Raw genomic sequence first — 15,993 nt, 5'->3', positions numbered from 1 at the left:
CGGCGTCAGCGGCGCAGATACGCGAGGACGGCCAGCACCCGCCGGTTGTCGTCGGCGGACGGCTCGATCCGCAGCTTCGCGAAGATGCTCGCCGTGTGCTTGGCCACCGCGCTCTCGCTGATGTGCAGGGCGTGCGTGATCGCCGCGTTCGACCGGCCCCCGGCCATCAGCTTCAGGACCTCGTGCTCGCGCGGAGTCAGCGCCGCGGTGTTCCCGCGGGCGTCGCTACGGGCCAGCAGCCGGGCGACGACCTGCGGGTCGAGGACCGTGCCGCCCGCGGCGACCGTCCGCACCGCGTCCACGAACTGAGCCGTGTGCGTCACCCGGTCCTTCAGGAGGTAGCCGACGGCACCCTCCCCGCCGGCCAGCAACTCCTGGGCGTACAACTGCTCGACGTACTGAGAGAGGATCAGGACCGGCAGCGCCGGCCGCTCCCTGCGGGCCTCCAGAGCGGCTCGCAGGCCCTCGTCGGTGAAGTCCGGCGGCAGCCGGATGTCGATCACGGCGACGTCCGGCCGCTCCTCGCGCAGCGCGCGCAGCAGCGCCGGACCGTTGTCCACCGCCGCGACGACCTCGAAGCCGTGCTCCTCCAGGGTCCGGGTCAGCCCGTCCCTGAGCAGGAAGAGGTCTTCGGCGAGGACGACGCGCACGGTATCTCCAGGGTCGCGAGGGTGGGTCCGCCCGGCGGACTGTCCAGGGCGAGGGTTCCGTCGAAGGTGCCGAGCCGGCGCCGGACACCGAGCAGGCCGCCGCCGCCCCGCGACGGGTCCGCCCCGCCCCGGCCGTCGTCGGCCACGCTCACCCGCAGCCCGGCGCCGTCGTGGTCGAGCACGATACGGACCTCGCGGGCGCCGGAGTGCTTGGCCGCGTTGGTGAGCAGCTCGGCGACCGCGAAATAGGCGGCCGACTCCACGGCCGCCGGGAGCCGGCCGGGCGGCAGCCGCACCTCCACGCACACGTCCAGGAAGCTGTCGAGCGCCAGCGACCGTACGGCGTCGCCGAGCCCCCGGTCGGCGAGGACCGGCGGCAGGACCCCGTGCACCAGCTCCCGCAGGTCCTGCAACGCCCGCTCCGAGGCCACCCGCACCTCCGCGAGCAGCGCGCGGGCCGTCACCGGATCGCTGTCCACGAGCAGCGTCGCCTTCTCCAGAGTCATCCCGAGCGCGACGAGCCGGGCCTGCGCCCCGTCGTGCAAGTCCCGCTCGATGCGCCGCAGTTCGGCCGCCTGGATGTCGAGCGCGTCGGCCCGGGTGCCGGTGAGCCGGTCGATCCTGCGGACGAGCTCGGCGCGGTACGGGGCGGCAAGCACCCGCCGGCTCCAGCGGGCGTGCCAGGCCAGCACCCGGGGCGCCAGCCACAGCGCGCCCGCGACGAACCCGAGACCGAGGAACAGCGCGGCCAGCGCCGTACCCGCGGAACCGACGGGCACGAAGGCGTACCAGTTGCCCTCGCCCAACTCCCGCCACACGAAAGGCTGCACGAGCGCGCCGAACACCCCGTACCAGAACAGGCACAGCGGCACCGCGACAAGCAGCCCGCCCGTCAACGGCTCCAGCCACGCCCAGCGCAGATCACGCCAGAAGCCCTCGTCCCCGAGGACCGCCCTCGCCCCGCGGGCGAGCGGCCCGGGCGGGCCGGCGGCGAGGCCCGACCAGTCGGCGGCCCTGGCCCGCCCGCGGTCGGCGCGCCGGCGCAGGGCCGCCGCGGCGGGAGGCAGCAACGGGAAGCCGACACCCACGGGGAGCAGCAGCAAGGCGCCCACCACGAGGCCGCCCGTCAGCGGCAGCGCCAGCGCGGCCAGCGACAGCAGCTGGCACCGCAACAGAGCCTTCCCCACCGGCCGTTCCCCCATGTCAGAGCGCGCTCCGCCGCGCCGTCCCGATCGTATCGGGCGCCCTCCGGCGCCCCGCTCCCACCACCCACGGCACCGCCGCGACCAGGCACGCGGCGCCGAAAAGCACCATCGGAGCCACGGCACCGGACTCCTCGTCCATGAACAGGAGCATGCCGAGGTTGACCAGCGTGTGGAATCCCCCCGCCACAAGCAGCCGGCCGGCGCGGACCCGCTCGAGCCCCAGCCCGAGGACCACCGACATCGCGACCGTCGCCACCAGGAACCCCGCCGCGTACGCCGGCGCCTGAGCGAACACCTGCACATGCCACACGCCCCACACCACGCCCACGAGCACGGACGCGGCCGGCGCCCCGAACCGGGCCCGCAGCAGCGGCTGGAACCAGCACCGCCAGCCGAGCTCCTCCGCACACGCGCCGACCAGTTGCGCCACCACGACCAGCCCGAACGGATGCGCCAGACCACGCGGATCCGTGACGACCGCGTCACCCCGCAGCGCCGCGTACCCCCCGGCCGAGAGCACGATGATCAGCGGCGCCGTGAGCAGCAGCCACCCCGCCGCCGCCCCCGAGCCGCCCGCCCCCCGCGCGGGCAGTGCCCCCGCGAGCCGCACCCGGATCCGTGAGGGCCACAGCAACGCCACCGCGGCGACCCCCACGGCCGGCCCGAACTGGGTCAGCTGCACCACCTCGTCCGGTATCCCCGTCGCCGGCTGCGCCACCCCCAGCATCCCCGCCGCCACGAACGCGACGCCGAGGAACACCCCCGTCTCCGCCTTCCACACCCGCATGCCGCCGGCCTCCCGGTCGCTCGGTTCCGTCTCCGTCACCGCCGACTCTGCCGCCCCCCGCGGGCCCGGCCACTGCGTCCAGCTGCCCGAACGGGGTGTACCCAGATACACCTCCCGCTGAAGGGCGCGCCCCCGGGGCCGTACGGGATCAGCCGCCGACCGCGCGCAGGGTGCCCGGACGACGGCCCACCAGAGAGTCGAGGGCCGCCGAGGTCGCCTCGTCCGCCGGCAGGTGCACCACCATGTGCTGCCCGTCGGTCTCGGCGAGCTCGAGCACCTCGTACGCGAGCCGCAGCTCCCCGGCATCCGGGTGCACGAACCGGTCCACGCCCGAGCGGGCCCGCAACAGCCCCGGCGCCCGCAGCCGGTCGGAGAACGCGCGTCCCGCGGTCACCGTCAGCTCCCGGGCCAGCTCGGCCACGGCCGGGTCCGCGCCCGCCATCGTGAAGTACAGCGCCGCGACCTGCTGGTCGGCGACCCGGTCCCAGTCCGGGTACACCTCACGGGCCCGCGGATCGGTGAACACGAACCGCGGACCGCTCGGCGGATCGCCTTCGAGCAACCCCACCGGGGCGGCGAGCCGGGCGTAGCCGTCCGTGTACGCCACGGTCTCGCCCAGCATGTTCACCACCACCGCGGGCGTCGGCCCGAGCCGGTCGAGCAGCAGCCGTACCGGCGCCCGCACCTCACGGGCCGGACCCGGCCCCACCGCGCACATCTGCCGGATGCTGCCCGACTTCATCAGGTTGCGCAGATGGACGCGGGCGTCCAGCGGCAGCCGCAGCGCCTCGCTCAGCGCGCCCAGGACCTGCGGGGACGGATTGCGGTCCCGGCCCTGCTCCAGGCGGGCCAGGTACTCGACGCTGATCCCGGCGAGCATCGCCAGCTCCGCCCGGCGCAGCCCCGGCGTCCGCCGCCGCGCACCCGCCGGAAGCCCGGCCTCCGCCGGGGTCAGCGCTTCGCGGCGGGCGCGCAGGAACGCCCCCAGTTCGTTGTCACTCATCTCGTGATCTTACGAGCGCGGCGCGGGCCCAGGGTGGCCCTGCCACTACCAGCCTCAGCGCGGCCTTCCTCCGCGCCCGGGCCGGCGGCAGGTTGGAGCCATGACCACCGAGACGAACACCACCACTCCTGCCACTTCCACCACCCTCGCCACTTCCGCCTCCGCGTCGGCCCTGCCGCTGGTCGCCGGCCGCTGGGGCTTCGACGCCCTGCACTCCGCCGTCGGCTTCACCATCCGCCACTTCGGCATCTCCAAGGTCCGCGGCCGCTTCAACGACCTCCAGGCCGAACTGGTCGTCGGCGACAGCCTCGACACCTCCTCCATCACCGCGACCATCGCCCTCGCCTCCATCGACACCGGCAACGCCGACCGCGACGCACATGTGCGCGCCGCCGACCTGCTGGACGTGGAGAAGCGGCCGACGATGACCTTCCGCTCCACCCGGATCGCCGGCGCGGGCGAGGACTGGACCCTCGAGGGCGACCTCACCATCGGCGGGATCACCCGGCCCATCGTCTTCGACGTCGAGTTCGGCGGCGTCGTGCACGTGCCCGTCGACGGCAGCCGGCACGCGGGCTTCGACGCCTCCGGCGAGTTCCGGCGCTCCGACTACGGCCTCGACTTCGCGCCCGGGATCCTCGGCGACGTGGTGAAGGTCGACCTGGAGGTCCAGTTCGTCGAGCCCGAGTAGGAGACGGGGCGCGGGAGTTCAGGCGTGCGGGACTTCTGGGCCTCGGGCTTGTGGGCCTCTGGGGTTGTGGGCTTGTGGGCTGCTCGGCTTGTGACTGCTGGGCTTCTGGGCTTCGGGACCTCTGGGGTTCGGGAGTTCGGGGGTTCGGGAGTTCGGGGGGGGTCGGGAGTTCTGGTCTCAGGATCCGAGTCGGGCCGCGAGGAAACGCGCGGTCCGGCTCCCCGCCGCCCGCGCCACCCGTGCCGGCGGGCCCGCGGCCACGATCCGGCCGCCCTCGTCGCCGCCGCCCGGACCCAGGTCGATCACCCAGTCCGCCGTGGCCACCACGTCCATGTCGTGCTCGACGACGATCACCGAATGCCCCGCGTCCACGAGCCCGTGCAGCTGCCGCATCAGCACCTCCACATCGGCCGGGTGCAGACCCGTGGTCGGCTCGTCCAGAACGTACAGCGTGTGGGCACGGCGCGGCCGCTGGAGCTCCGAGGCCAGCTTGATGCGCTGCGCCTCCCCGCCGGACAGCTCCGTCGCCGGCTGGCCGAGCCGCAGATATCCCAGGCCCACATCGAGCAGGGTGCGCAGACTGCGGGCCGCCGCCGGAGTGTCCGCGAAGAACTCCGCCGCCGACTCCACCGTCAGATCCAGCACCTCCGCGATCGTCAGCCCGCGCAGCCGCACCTGAAGCGTCTCCGCGTTGTAGCGGGCACCGTGACAGTCCGGGCAGGGCGCGTACGTGCTCGGCAGGAACAGCAGCTCCACGGAGACGAAACCCTCCCCCTGGCAGGTCTCGCAGCGCCCTCCCGGCACGTTGAAGGAGAACCGGCCCGCCTTGTAGCCTCGGGCCCGCGCCTCCTCCGTGGCGGTGAACAGCTTCCGTACGACATCGAAGAGACCCGTGTACGTGGCCAGGTTGGAGCGCGGCGTCCGCCCGATCGGCTTCTGATCGACCGTCACCAGCCGGTCCACGCCCTCCAGGTCCTCCGACACCACCCCCACCAGCGTCGACTTGCCCGACCCGGAGACACCGGTGACCGCGGTCAGCACCCCCAGCGGGAAGGCCGCGTCGAGACCGCGCAGATTGTGCCGGGTCACCGGGCCCGTACGCAGCCACCCCGACGGCCCGCGCACCGCCCGCTCCGGCGCCGGCTCCCCGTCGAAGAGGAAACGGCGGGTCGCCGACTCCGCCACCTCCGCCAGACCCTGAGGCGGACCGCTGTGCAGCACCCGCCCGCCGTGCACCCCGGCCCGCGGGCCCACGTCCACCAGCCAGTCGGCGTGCCGCACCACGTCGAGATGGTGCTCCACGACGAACACCGTGTTCCCCGCCGCCTTCAACCGGTCCAGGACCACGAGCAGCGCCTCGGTGTCCGCCGGATGCAGGCCCGCGGACGGCTCGTCGAGCACGTACACCACCCCGAAGAGCCCCGACCGCAACTGGGTCGCGAGCCGCAGCCGCTGCAGCTCCCCACTGGACAGGGTCGGCGTCGCCCGGTCCAGGCTCAGATAGCCGAGCCCCAGCTCCGTGACGGTGCCGATCCGCGCCACGAGGTCCCCGGTCAGCACCCGCGCCGTCTCCGAGCCCCCGGCGCCCGCGAGCAGCCGCGCGAGATCCGTCAGCGGCAGCGCCGCCAGTTCGGCGATGGTCCGGCCCGCGAACGTCACCGCCATCGCCTCCGGCCGCAGCCGGCCACCCCCGCACACCGGACACGGCGCACTCGTCAGGAACCGCTCCGCCTTCGCCCGCAGCGTCGCGCTCTTCGAATCCGAGAACGTGTGCATCACATAGCGCCGGGCGCTCATGTACGTTCCCTGGTACGGGCGTTGGATCCGCCCCGCCTCCCGTACCGGATGCACCGTCACCACCGGCTGCTCGTCCGTGAACAGGATCCACGCGCGGTCCTTCGCGTCCAGTCCCCGCCACGGCCGGTCCACGTCGTACCCCAGCGTGTCCAGGACGTCCCGCAGGTTCTTGCCCTGCCAGGCCCCCGGCCACGCGGCGATCGCACCCTCCCGGATCGACAACTCAGGGTCGGGCACGAGAAGTTCCTCACTCGTGTCGTGCACCCGGCCGAGCCCGTGGCACGAAGGGCACGCCCCGGCGGCGGTGTTGGGGGAGAAGGCGTCGGAGTCGAGCCGCTCCGCCCCCGCCGGGTACGTCCCCGCGCGGGAGAACAGCATCCGCAGCGAGTTGGACAGCGTCGTCACCGTCCCCACCGAGGACCGCGCGTTCGGCGAAGCCCTGCGCTGCTCCAGCGACACCGCCGGCGGCAGGCCCGTGATCTCACCGACCTTCGGCGCCCCCACCTGGTGGATCAGCCGCCGCGCGTAGGGCGCCACCGACTCGAAATAGCGCCGCTGCGCCTCCGCGTAGATCGTGCCGAAGGCGAGCGACGACTTCCCCGAACCCGACACCCCCGTGAACACCGTCAGCGCGTCCCGCGGGATGTCGACGTCGACCGCCCGCAGATTGTGCTCGCGCGCGCCCCGGACCCGGACGAAGGGATCGTGGGGCGCGTGCGGCCCGCCGTGCGGGGCGGGGGAGCCGGTCGGGGCGGCCGGGTCGAGCGGGGCGTCAGCGGTGCGGTCGTGCATCCGGCGATTCTAGGCCGCTGGGCACGTTCGCCCTGGTCAGGCCCGCCACCCGGGCGAGCCTGCGGTACGAGTCGAGCAGCGCGCCCCGGTCGTACGTGCTCGTCGTCACCAGCACCTCCTGCGCCCCGCTCTCCTTCACCACGTGCTCCAGGGCCTCGGCGACCTGCTCCTGAGTGCCGTGGACGTGGCCGCGCAGCCCAGACTCGAAGAAGTCACGCTGCTTCCCCGGCATGTCCAGCGCCTCGATCCGCTCCGGCGGCGCCAGCGGCGGGAAGACCCCCTGGGTCCGCGAGTACGCCAGCGACCAGGCCTCCGGCATGAGCAGCCGCCGCGCCTCCTCCTCGGTCGCCGCCACCGCCACCGTGCCCGCGACCACCACGTACGGCTCCGCCGACCACACCGACGGGCGGAAAGCGGCCCGGTAGGCGTCGATCGCCGCCAGCATCCGGGCCCGGCCGCGCAGATCCCCGATCACCAGCGGCAGCCCGGCCGCCGCGGCGATCGCCGCGCCCTCACCGGTGGCGAGCACGTACGGCGGCACCCGCAGCCCCTCGGCGGGCCGGGCGTGCACCTGTGGGTGGGCCGACTGCTCGCCGGTGAACCAGCCGAGGAGCTCGTCCAGTTGCTCCCCGAACCGGTCCGCGTCCTCCTTGTCGCGGCCGAGCGCCCGCCGGATGCCGTCCGTGAATCCGACCGACCGGCCGAGACCCATGTCGATCCGCCCCGGGAACAGTGCCTCCAGGACCCCGAACTGCTCCGCCACGACCATCGGCTGGTGGTTCGGCAGCATCACCCCGCCCGTACCCACCCGGATCCGCGAGGTCGCCCCCGCGACCGCCGCCGCGAGCACCGTCGGCGCCGACCCGGCGACCCCCGGCACACTGTGGTGCTCCGACACCCAGAACCGGTGATGGCCCAGTGCCTCCGCCTCCCGCGCGAGCAGCACGGTGTCGCGCAGCGCCTGCGGGCCGTCCTCGCCCTCCCGCGTGCGGGACCGGTCGAGGACGGAGAAGCGGATGCCGTCGAATGCCGTCGTCATGGTGTCAGGCTCTGTCGTGGTGCTCACACAGGGTTCAACACCCGGCGACGCCGAGGATTCCAGGATCTTGGATCCAATATCCGGAATCCAATATCCGGGATCCGCTGTCCGGGATCCGATGTCGTGGATCCCCTGTCCGGGATCCACCATCCGGGATCCAGGCTCAGTCGCCGTCCTCCAGACGGAAGCCGACCTTCAGACCGACCTGGAAGTGCTCGATCGTCCCGTCCACCAGATGGCCGCGGACCTGCGTGACCTCGAACCAGTCGAGCCCCCGCAGGGTCTGCGAGGCCCGCTCGATGCCGTTGCGGATGGCCTGGTCCAGGCCCTCGGTGGACGTGCCGACGATCTCGGTCACGCGATACGTGTGGTTCGACATGGGAGCCGGACTCCTCTCGGTGCGTTCCCTCCACCGTGCCCCACCGTGCCGAGGTCCGCGACACGTCCGCCTCCTCCCGGCCGACCGGGTGCTGCCGGAACGCGGTCGTCAAGGACTTGACCATCCGCTTTGGTCCAGACCAGAATCCAGGCCACATACCCGCGCGAACCTCCCGTCAGGTCCCCCCACACGTCGGGTCAGCCCCCCATGCCGCACTCCGTGCCGCAGGCCGTGCCCTGGAACGCAGAAGGTGACCCACGTGAAGAACCGCCATCTCGTCTGTCCGCTGGCAATCGTGTCCGCCCTCGCCCTCACCGGCTGCGGACTCCTCCCAGGAGGCGGCGGCACCAGCCGCACCGTCAACGTCTGGCTCATGCGCGACAGCGTCAGCGACGACTTCCTCCAACGGTTCACCGAGTCGTACGAGTCCGAGCACGACGGCGTCGAGCTGCAATTCACCATCCAGGAATGGACCGGCATCGGAAAGAAGGTCACCGAGGCCATCGCAGGCTCCGGCGGCCCCGACGTCATCGAGGTCGGCAACACCCAGGTCGCCCAGTACGCCGACACCGACAAGCTCTTCGACCTCACCCTGGAATCCGTACGCGACCTCGGCGGCCAGGACTGGCTCCCCGGCCTCGCCGCACCCGGCAGCATCGACGGCGCCCAGTACGGCATCCCCTGGTACGCCGCCAACCGCATCGTCATCTACAACAAGGACCTCTTCACCCAGAGCGGCATCAGCAGACCGCCCGCCACCCGCGCCCAGTGGCTCGACGACACCGAGAAGCTCAACCACGCCGGCACCCAGGGCATCTACCTCGCCGGACAGGACTGGTACACCCTCTCCGGCTTCATCTGGGACGAGGGCGGCGAACTCGCCGTCGACAAGGGCGGCCAGTGGACCGGCGCCCTCGACACCCCCGCCGCCCTGCGCGGCATGGACTTCTACAAGGACCTCCAGGCCCTCGGCAGGGGCCCCAGGGACGCCGACGAACAGACCCCGCCCCAGGCCGAGGTCTTCGCCAAGGGCGACGTCGCCCAGATCATCGCCACCCCCAGCGCCATCCCCGTCATCACCAAGGCCAACCCCGGCCTCAAGGACAAACTGGGCTTCTTCCCCATCCCCGGCAAGAAGGCCGGCCAGCCCTGCGCCGTCTTCACCGGCGGCTCCGACCTGATCATCCCCGAGAACGCCCCCGAACGCGCCGCCGCCATCGACGTCGTCAAGGCCCTCGCCGGCGAGAAATGGCAGAGCGAACTCGCCCGCGCCATGAACTACGTCCCCAACAAGACCTCCCTCGCCTCCGTCGTCGCCGGCCAGGACGCCACCGCCACCATGGCCGTCGGCGCCGCCCGCGGCCGCGCCACCCCCAACTCCCCCCAGTGGGCCGACATCGAAGCCGAGAACCCCATCAAGCCCTACATGACCGCCGTCCTCCAGGGCGACGACCCCCGCAAGGCCGCCGAAGACGCGTCCGAACAGATCACGGAGGGCCTCGCCGAATAGCCCGGCGACCGGGCCGCCGACCAGCATTCAGCGCCTCCACACCAACCGGCCCCCGGACGGTCACGTCGAATCCAGCCGGTCACGGAAGAAGTGAGGAAGCCGGACCACCGCTCGCGGTCCGGCCCCCACCGTCCCCGCTTCCGTACCGCCGGAGGAGCCCGACATGGCCGCAGTACCCGTCGCCCAGCCCCTCGCCGTACCGGCCCAGGCCGTCACCGTACCCGCCCGCCCGAAGACCGGGAACGCACCGGAGCCCCGCTACGTCGTCGGCCTCGCCCGCGACCAGGACGACGTCCGCGCCGCCCAGCGGCTGCGCCACCTGGTCTTCGCCGGCGAGATGGGCGCCCGCCTCGACGGTCCCGAGCCCGGCATCGACAGCGACGCCTTCGACGCCTACTGCGACCACCTCCTCGTCCGCCAGGAGGACACCGGCGAGGTCGTCGGCACCTACCGCGTGCTGCCGCCCGAACGCGCCGCCGTCGCCGGCCGGCTCTACTCCGAGAGCGAGTTCGACCTCACCCGGCTCGCCCCCATCCGCCACGACCTCGTCGAGGTCGGCCGCTCCTGCGTCCACCCCGCCCACCGCAACGGCGCCGTCATCGCCCTCGTCTGGGCCGGCCTCGCCCGCTACATGACCCGCACCGGCCACAACTGGCTCGCCGGCTGCTGCTCCGTCCCCCTCGCCGACGGCGGCACCCTCGCCGCCGCCACCTGGGACACCGTCAAGGCCAAGCACCTCGCCCCCGAGGAGTACTGGGTCACCCCGCACCGCCTGTGGACCCCCGAGGGCGTCACCCCCGCCGAGGGCCGCGTCGAACTGCCCCCGCTCCTGCGCGGCTACCTCCGGCTCGGCGCCTGGGTCTGCGGCGCCCCCGCCCACGACCCCGACTTCGGCGTCGCCGACCTCTACGTCCTGCTGTCCCTGCAGCGCACCAACCCCCGCTACCTCAACCACTTCCTCTCCCTCGCCCCGGCCCGGTGAGCACCCCCACGGCCCCCTCGCCGTGGCTCCCCACGGCGCCGTGCACCCCCGGCCGGTGCGCCGCCCACCCCGGGCCCGCCGCGCCCCGCGCGACGGCCGCCCGGGGCGTGCTCCGGCTCACCACCGGGCTCGCCACCGTGCTCCTCGGTGTGCTGCTCTCGCCGCTCACCGCCCTGCTGCCCGCCGCCGGACGCCTGCTCCTGGCGCGCTGCTGGTGCCGGGCGGTACTGCGGGCCTTCGGCGTACGGATCCACGTCACCGGCCCGGCCGCACCGCCGGACGGCCCGCTGCTCGTCGTCGCCAACCACGTCTCCTGGCTGGACATCCCCCTGATCGCCGCCGTCCTGCCCGGCCGCATGCTCGCCAAGCGGGAGGTGCGCGGCTGGCCCGTACTCGGCCGGCTCGCCGCCTTCGGCGGCACCCTCTTCATCGACCGCGACCGGCTCCGCGGCCTGCCCGGCACCGTCGGCGCCATGACCTGCGTCCTCGCCGGCGGCGGCCGGGTCATCGTCTTCCCCGAGGGCTCCACCTGGTGCGGGCGGGCCCGCGGGACCTTCCGGCGGGCCGCCTTTCAGGCCGCCGTGCACACCGGATCCGACGTCCAGCCGGTACGCATCGACTACGGGCCGAGCGGCCCGGCCGCGTACGTCGGCGAGGACACGCTCGGCGCGTCGCTGTGGCGGATCGCCACCGCACAGCGACTCGACGCCCACATCCGAATACTGGATCCAATCTCCAGTGCGCGGTATCCGGACCGCCGCACCCTCGCCCACGCCGCCGAGACCGCCGTCAACCTCCGTCCCGTCACCGTCCCCCGTCAGCCCACCGTCGCCAGGGACAACGCGAACCGCCCCTCGCTGTCCGTCCACCAGCGAGCCAACGTCAGCCCCGCCGCGGCCAGCTCCTTCCGCACCCCCTCCTGACGGAACTTCGCCGACACCTCCGTCCGCAACTCCTCACCCGCCTCGAACGGCACCACCAGATCGAGCTCCGGAATCTTCACCACGAGCGCGTGCCGCGCCCGCAGCCGCATCTCGATCCACTCCTGCTCGCGGTCCCACAGCGCCACATGATCGAAGTCGCCGGGATCGGCGTCCGCGCCCAGCTCACGGTCGATGACGGCGAGCACGTTCCTGTTGAACGCCGCCGTCACGCCGGCCGCGTCGTCATAAGCGGCGACCAGCGTCGCCTCGTCCTTCACCAGATCCGTCCCCAACAGCAGCGCGTCACCCGGCGACAGCATGCCGCGCACCGCACCCAGGAACCCGCGCCGCTCGTCGGGCAGCAGATTGCCGATCGTGCCGCCCAGGAACGCCACCAGACGCGGCCCGGGAGTCGCCGGCAGCACCAACCCATGCGTGAAATCGGCCACCATCGCATGGATGTACAACCCGGGCCGCTCGGCGAGCAGCGCCTCGCACGCCCCCTGCAACGCCGACTCGCTCACATCCACCGGCACATAGCTGTCCAGCTCCGGCAACAGCGCGTCGATCAGATGACGGGTCTTCTCCGACGACCCGGAACCGAGCTCCACCAGGGTCCGCGCCCCCGTCGCCGCCGCGATGTCATGAGAACGGGCGACGAGGATCTCCCGCTCCGCCCGCGTCGGGTAGTACTCCGGCAGCCGGGTGATCTCGTCGAACAGCTCGCTGCCGCGCGCGTCGTAGAACCACTTCGGCGGCAGCTCCTTGGGCATACGGGTGAGGCCGTGGAGCACATCGGCGCGCAGCGCGGCACCGGCGGCGTCCTCGGCGAGGGTGCGGGTCAGCTGGAACGGACTCACGGGGAGGGCTCCTTGAGCGGGGTCAGGGCGACGTCGGCGCGGGAGGCGCTGAGGACCGTGCGGTCCGGCACCGCGCGCCAGCGCGGATCGTCGTCATACGGTTCGGAGGCCACGACCGCCCGGTCGGGGCCGGTGAGGCACCAGAGCGAGTTCCCCCACGCCGTCGCCGTGATCGTCGCCCCGTCGGTCAGCAGCAGATTGAGCCGGGAGCCCGGATCGGCCTCGGCCACCTCGCGCACGGTGTCGGCCAGCGCCCGTTCGGGCGCGTCCCCGGCCCGCAGCCGGTGCAGTACCAGCGCCCACACGAGGGCCGAATCGGTCCGCGCCTCGAGACCGAGCAGTTCCGCCGCCGGAAGCGTCGCGGCCACCCCGGCGAGCGAGCCGGGCCAGCCCGGAACGGCCCCGTTGTGGCTGAACAGCCACCGGTCCGCGGCGAACGGCGCCGCAGCGGCCTCACCGTCCGCCCCCGGCCGCGTCGCCCCCCGCACGGCGGCCAGCGCCGCACGGGTCCGCACCACCCGGGCCAGGTCGGCGAAGGACAGGTCGCCCCAGACCGGCCCCGCCCGCCGGTAGCGGGCCGGGACCGGATCACCGTCGGCGTACCAGCCGACGCCGAAGCCGTCGGCGTTCACCACCCCGCTCGTCTGCCCGCGCGGCGCCCACGCCTGCCGCTCCAGCGAGTGCGGCGGACGCACCAGGAGCTCGCCGAGCGCCACCGGTTCGCCGAGGAAGGCGAGATGCCGGCACATCAGGCCGCCTCCGCGTTCCGTGCGGTGCGGAAGCCGGCGAAGATCTGCCGCCGGACCGGCAGGTCCCAGTTGCGGAACGTGCCCCGGCAGGCCACCGCGTCGACGGCGAACGACCCGCCCCGCAGCACCTTGTGTGCGGGCCCGAAGAACACTTCCGAGTACTCCTTGTACGGGAACGCCCGGAACCCCGGATACGGCAGGAAGTCGCTCGCCGTCCACTCCCACACGTCACCGATCAGCTGCCGTACCCCGAGCGGGGACGCGCCTTCCGGATAGCTCCCGGCGGGGGCGGGCCCCAGGTGCCGCTGCCCCAGATTGGCGTGTACGGGACCGGGGTCGGCGTCGCCCCATGGATAGCGGCGCGATCTGCCGCTCGCCGGGTCGTGGCGGGCGGCCTTCTCCCACTCGGCCTCGGTCGGCAGCCGCCGCCCCGCCCAACGGGCGTAGGCGTCCGCCTCGTACCAGCTGACGTGCAGCACCGGCTCGTCCTCCGGCACGGGCTCGGTCACCCCGAAGCGGCGGCGCAGCCACTGCCCGCCCTCGCGCCGCCAGAACAGCGGTGCCTCGATGGAGTGTTCACGGATCTGCGCCCACCCCTCCGGCTGCCACCAGCGCTCCTCGCGGTAGCCGCCGTCCGCGAGGAACGCCTGGTAGGCGCCGTTGGTGACGGGGACGGTGTCGATGAAGAACGAGGCCACGATCCGGGTGTGCGCGGGGCGTTCGTTGTCCAGCGCCCATGCCTCGTCGGACGTCCCCATGGTGAACGGACCTCCCGGCACCAGGACTTCTGCCGCCTCCGGCCCGGCCGATGACGTGGAGGGCGGGGGAGGCGCGGTCAGCGCCGCCGGCCCCCTCCGCAGCTGATGGGTGATCAGCATGGTCTCGTCGTGCTGCTGTTCGTGCTGGGCGATCATCCCGAACGCGAACGCCGACTCCACCAGCGGCCCGCCCTCCAGAGCGGTTCCGTCCAGGACGTCCAGAATCCGGCCGCGGACGTCCGCCGCGTACGCCCGGGCCTCGGCCGGCGCGAGCAGCGGCAGCGACGGCCGGGTCGACCGCGGGTGCTGGAAGGCGTCGTACAGCGGGTCGATCTCCGGACGCAGCGCCTCCCGGCCCGCGACGGCCCGCCACAGCCACTGCTCCTCCTGGTTGCCGATGTGCGCGAGGTCCCACACCAGTGGCGACATCAACGGAGAGTGCTGGGCGGTGAGTTCACCGTCGTCCACGCAGGAGGTGAGCAGCGCGGTCCGCTCCCGCGCCGCGGTCAGCGCCGCCACGGCCCGCAGCCGCAGCGCCGCCGGCGTCGTCTCCGGCGCGCTCATGACGCCACCTCCTGAAGCTCGTCGGCCGGGCTTCCGCCCGGAACCACATAGCGGTCGTGGAACGCGGCGACCGCGCCCACCACCTCGGCGGACGCCCCGATCCGGGGCAGCGCCTCCAGCGCGGCGTCGAACGCGGCCAGCGCGGCCGCGTGCAGCGCCGGATCGGCGAGCCCCTCCCGGGCGGCCGCCCGCCACAGCGGATTGCGCGGGGCGGGCCCGGGCGTCGCTCTCGCCGCCAGCGGCAGCACCGCCCGATGGGCGGCCTCGGCGGCCTTGGGATCCTCGAAGAGGGCGGTGGTCACGGCGACGGGCACCATCCACCCGTCCGGCCCGGGCTGTGCATCGATCATGCGCAGCTCCAGATGCCCGCGCGGCCGTACCGGCGGGAACAGGGTGGTCAGGTGGTAGTGCAGATCGTCCTCCGTCGGCCGGTGCGGTTCGCCCGTACGCAGCCACTGCCGGAACGTCAGCCCCTCCGGCACCGCCCACGGCCCGTTCGGCGTCCGTACGCACATCACCGGCGTGTCCAGGACGTGCGCGGCCCACTCGGCGCGCGGCTCGCCGTCCGGCGACGGGGCGAGCGCCCGCTCCGGATCGAGCTCCGTCCACAGCAGCTGCCGGGTGGAGCGCCAGCCGGTGCTGCGGCCGCCGTGCACGGGGGAGTTCGCGAAGGCCGCCACAAGCACCGCGCCGAGCAGATGCGCGAGCCGCCACCGGCTGCGATAGCCCAGCGGGCCCGGCCCGTCGATGCCGGCGTCGAGACAGATCTGCACGGAGGCCGACTCGCACATCATGGCCCGCCCGGCGGGCCCGGTCCTGCCCAGGGCGATCTCCATGGCGTCGTAGCGCGGTTCGTGCAGCACGCGCGCGCGGGGCGCGTGCCACGGGTCGACCCCGTAACCGCTGAGGCCGAGTCCGAGCGGGGCGAGCGTGCCGCGCACCGCCCGCAGGTCGGCGGCGAGCGCGTCCAGGCACTCCATGAGGGAGGCGGCGGGCGGCGAGCTGAGCTCCAGCTGCCCGCCGGGTTCGAAGGTGAGGGCCGACACCAGTGGCAGGGCCCGCACGGTGTCGATGGCCGCGGCCAGGCGGCCCGGCGGAACGGGTTGGCGGGGGTCACGCAGCTCGTGGACGAGCCATTCCAGCTCGACCCCGACCGTGCGCGGCGGCCCGGTCTTGAAACAGATACATCGCAGCAGGTCCTCGGCCTCGTCCTCGGTCAGAGGGGGACCGCCGCGGGGTATGCCGCTCGTCGGCGACGTGGGCATCGTTGCACCTCCTGGGAAAGCGCTGCTTCCACCTAAAGC

General features: G+C 73.5%; 15 protein-coding genes. 4 read left to right on the top strand and 11 right to left on the bottom strand.

The genetic code is table 11. The features are described 5' to 3' along the window. Positions 1–5: 5 nt before the first annotated feature. The 4 genes from ACIGEZ_RS25550 to ACIGEZ_RS25535 form a co-directional block, all read right to left on the bottom strand. A complete protein-coding gene (locus ACIGEZ_RS25550; RefSeq protein WP_399834903.1) occupies positions 6–650 on the bottom strand; it encodes a response regulator in 645 nt (214 codons plus the stop codon). Next, a complete protein-coding gene (locus ACIGEZ_RS25545) occupies positions 602–1,852 on the bottom strand; it encodes a sensor domain-containing protein (RefSeq protein WP_399834901.1) in 1,251 nt (416 codons plus the stop codon). The genes ACIGEZ_RS25550 and ACIGEZ_RS25545 overlap by 49 nt, the downstream gene beginning before the upstream one ends. A 1-nt stretch (position 1,853) precedes the next feature. Next, the gene (locus tag ACIGEZ_RS25540; protein WP_399834899.1) at positions 1,854–2,681 is read right to left on the bottom strand and encodes a type II CAAX prenyl endopeptidase Rce1 family protein; all 828 of its coding nucleotides are present in this window, start codon (positions 2,679–2,681) and stop codon (positions 1,854–1,856) included. 109 nt (positions 2,682–2,790) lie between these two features. Beyond that, positions 2,791–3,645 (bottom strand): helix-turn-helix domain-containing protein, encoded by an 855-nt coding sequence (locus ACIGEZ_RS25535; RefSeq protein ID WP_399834895.1) that lies wholly within the window; start codon positions 3,643–3,645, stop codon positions 2,791–2,793. Positions 3,646–3,745: 100 nt separating this feature from the next. Between ACIGEZ_RS25535 and ACIGEZ_RS25530 the strand changes: the two genes are divergently transcribed. Continuing rightward, a complete protein-coding gene (locus ACIGEZ_RS25530) occupies positions 3,746–4,336 on the top strand; it encodes a YceI family protein (RefSeq protein WP_399834892.1) in 591 nt (196 codons plus the stop codon). A 177-nt stretch (positions 4,337–4,513) separates the two neighbouring features. Here ACIGEZ_RS25530 and ACIGEZ_RS25525 read toward each other — a convergent pair whose 3' ends face one another. The 3 genes from ACIGEZ_RS25525 to ACIGEZ_RS25515 form a co-directional block, all read right to left on the bottom strand. After that, on the bottom strand, positions 4,514–6,925 hold the full coding sequence (locus ACIGEZ_RS25525) for an ATP-binding cassette domain-containing protein (protein WP_399834890.1): 2,412 nt from the start codon (positions 6,923–6,925) through the stop codon (positions 4,514–4,516). Continuing rightward, entirely contained in the window at positions 6,906–7,964 is a 1,059-nt protein-coding gene (locus ACIGEZ_RS25520) for an MsnO8 family LLM class oxidoreductase (protein WP_399834887.1), read from the bottom strand. The genes ACIGEZ_RS25525 and ACIGEZ_RS25520 overlap by 20 nt, the downstream gene beginning before the upstream one ends. A gap of 163 nt (positions 7,965–8,127) precedes the next feature. Further along, the gene (locus ACIGEZ_RS25515) at positions 8,128–8,343 is read right to left on the bottom strand and encodes a dodecin (RefSeq protein ID WP_399834884.1); all 216 of its coding nucleotides are present in this window, start codon (positions 8,341–8,343) and stop codon (positions 8,128–8,130) included. A gap of 259 nt (positions 8,344–8,602) precedes the next feature. Here ACIGEZ_RS25515 and ACIGEZ_RS25510 point away from each other — a divergent pair, with 259 nt between their 5' ends. From ACIGEZ_RS25510 to ACIGEZ_RS25500, 3 genes are all read left to right on the top strand, one after another. After that, positions 8,603–9,853 (top strand): extracellular solute-binding protein, encoded by a 1,251-nt coding sequence (locus ACIGEZ_RS25510; RefSeq protein WP_399834881.1) that lies wholly within the window; start codon positions 8,603–8,605, stop codon positions 9,851–9,853. Between the two features lie 163 nt (positions 9,854–10,016). After that, entirely contained in the window at positions 10,017–10,835 is an 819-nt protein-coding gene (locus ACIGEZ_RS25505) for a GNAT family N-acetyltransferase (RefSeq protein ID WP_399834878.1), read from the top strand. Then, entirely contained in the window at positions 10,832–11,758 is a 927-nt protein-coding gene (locus ACIGEZ_RS25500) for a lysophospholipid acyltransferase family protein (RefSeq protein ID WP_399834875.1), read from the top strand. The genes ACIGEZ_RS25505 and ACIGEZ_RS25500 overlap by 4 nt, the downstream gene beginning before the upstream one ends. On the opposite strand, the gene egtD is transcribed toward ACIGEZ_RS25500, so the two are convergent. The 4 genes from egtD to egtA are packed head-to-tail and all read right to left on the bottom strand — an operon-like array spanning position 11,653 to position 15,954. Continuing rightward, positions 11,653–12,618, bottom strand: coding sequence for an L-histidine N(alpha)-methyltransferase (egtD, locus tag ACIGEZ_RS25495; RefSeq protein ID WP_399834873.1), 966 nt, complete (start codon positions 12,616–12,618; stop codon positions 11,653–11,655). The two genes, ACIGEZ_RS25500 and egtD, sit on opposite strands and share 106 nt — an antisense overlap. After that, positions 12,615–13,367 (bottom strand): ergothioneine biosynthesis protein EgtC, encoded by a 753-nt coding sequence (egtC, locus tag ACIGEZ_RS25490; RefSeq protein ID WP_399834870.1) that lies wholly within the window; start codon positions 13,365–13,367, stop codon positions 12,615–12,617. The genes egtD and egtC overlap by 4 nt, the downstream gene beginning before the upstream one ends. Further along, positions 13,367–14,689 (bottom strand): ergothioneine biosynthesis protein EgtB, encoded by a 1,323-nt coding sequence (gene egtB, locus ACIGEZ_RS25485; RefSeq protein WP_399834867.1) that lies wholly within the window; start codon positions 14,687–14,689, stop codon positions 13,367–13,369. Before egtB ends, egtC begins: the two co-directional genes overlap by 1 nt. Beyond that, positions 14,686–15,954, bottom strand: coding sequence for an ergothioneine biosynthesis glutamate--cysteine ligase EgtA (egtA, locus tag ACIGEZ_RS25480; RefSeq protein ID WP_399834865.1), 1,269 nt, complete (start codon positions 15,952–15,954; stop codon positions 14,686–14,688). The genes egtB and egtA overlap by 4 nt, the downstream gene beginning before the upstream one ends. Positions 15,955–15,993: the final 39 nt, after the last annotated feature.

It is taken from the genome of Streptomyces sp. NPDC085481, from assembly GCF_044541845.1.
GTDB lineage: Bacteria > Actinomycetota > Actinomycetes > Streptomycetales > Streptomycetaceae > Streptomyces.
This window is presented reverse-complemented; position numbering and strand designations above follow the sequence as displayed.

What these genes read in the sequence shown, in the direction of transcription:
- egtB (WP_399834867.1), bottom strand. Translation starts at nt 14,689, where the DNA reads ATGAGCGCGCCGGAGACGACGCCGGCGGCGCTGCGGCTGCGGGCCGTG.
- egtC (WP_399834870.1), bottom strand. Translation starts at nt 13,367, where the DNA reads ATGTGCCGGCATCTCGCCTTCCTCGGCGAACCGGTGGCGCTCGGCGAG.
- ACIGEZ_RS25535 (WP_399834895.1), bottom strand. Translation starts at nt 3,645, where the DNA reads ATGAGTGACAACGAACTGGGGGCGTTCCTGCGCGCCCGCCGCGAAGCG.
- egtA (WP_399834865.1), bottom strand. Translation starts at nt 15,954, where the DNA reads ATGCCCACGTCGCCGACGAGCGGCATACCCCGCGGCGGTCCCCCTCTG.
- ACIGEZ_RS25505 (WP_399834878.1), top strand. Translation starts at nt 10,017, where the DNA reads ATGGCCGCAGTACCCGTCGCCCAGCCCCTCGCCGTACCGGCCCAGGCC.
- ACIGEZ_RS25515 (WP_399834884.1), bottom strand. Translation starts at nt 8,343, where the DNA reads ATGTCGAACCACACGTATCGCGTGACCGAGATCGTCGGCACGTCCACC.
- ACIGEZ_RS25525 (WP_399834890.1), bottom strand. Translation starts at nt 6,925, where the DNA reads ATGCACGACCGCACCGCTGACGCCCCGCTCGACCCGGCCGCCCCGACC.
- ACIGEZ_RS25530 (WP_399834892.1), top strand. Translation starts at nt 3,746, where the DNA reads ATGACCACCGAGACGAACACCACCACTCCTGCCACTTCCACCACCCTC.
- ACIGEZ_RS25545 (WP_399834901.1), bottom strand. Translation starts at nt 1,852, where the DNA reads ATGGGGGAACGGCCGGTGGGGAAGGCTCTGTTGCGGTGCCAGCTGCTG.
- ACIGEZ_RS25520 (WP_399834887.1), bottom strand. Translation starts at nt 7,964, where the DNA reads ATGACGACGGCATTCGACGGCATCCGCTTCTCCGTCCTCGACCGGTCC.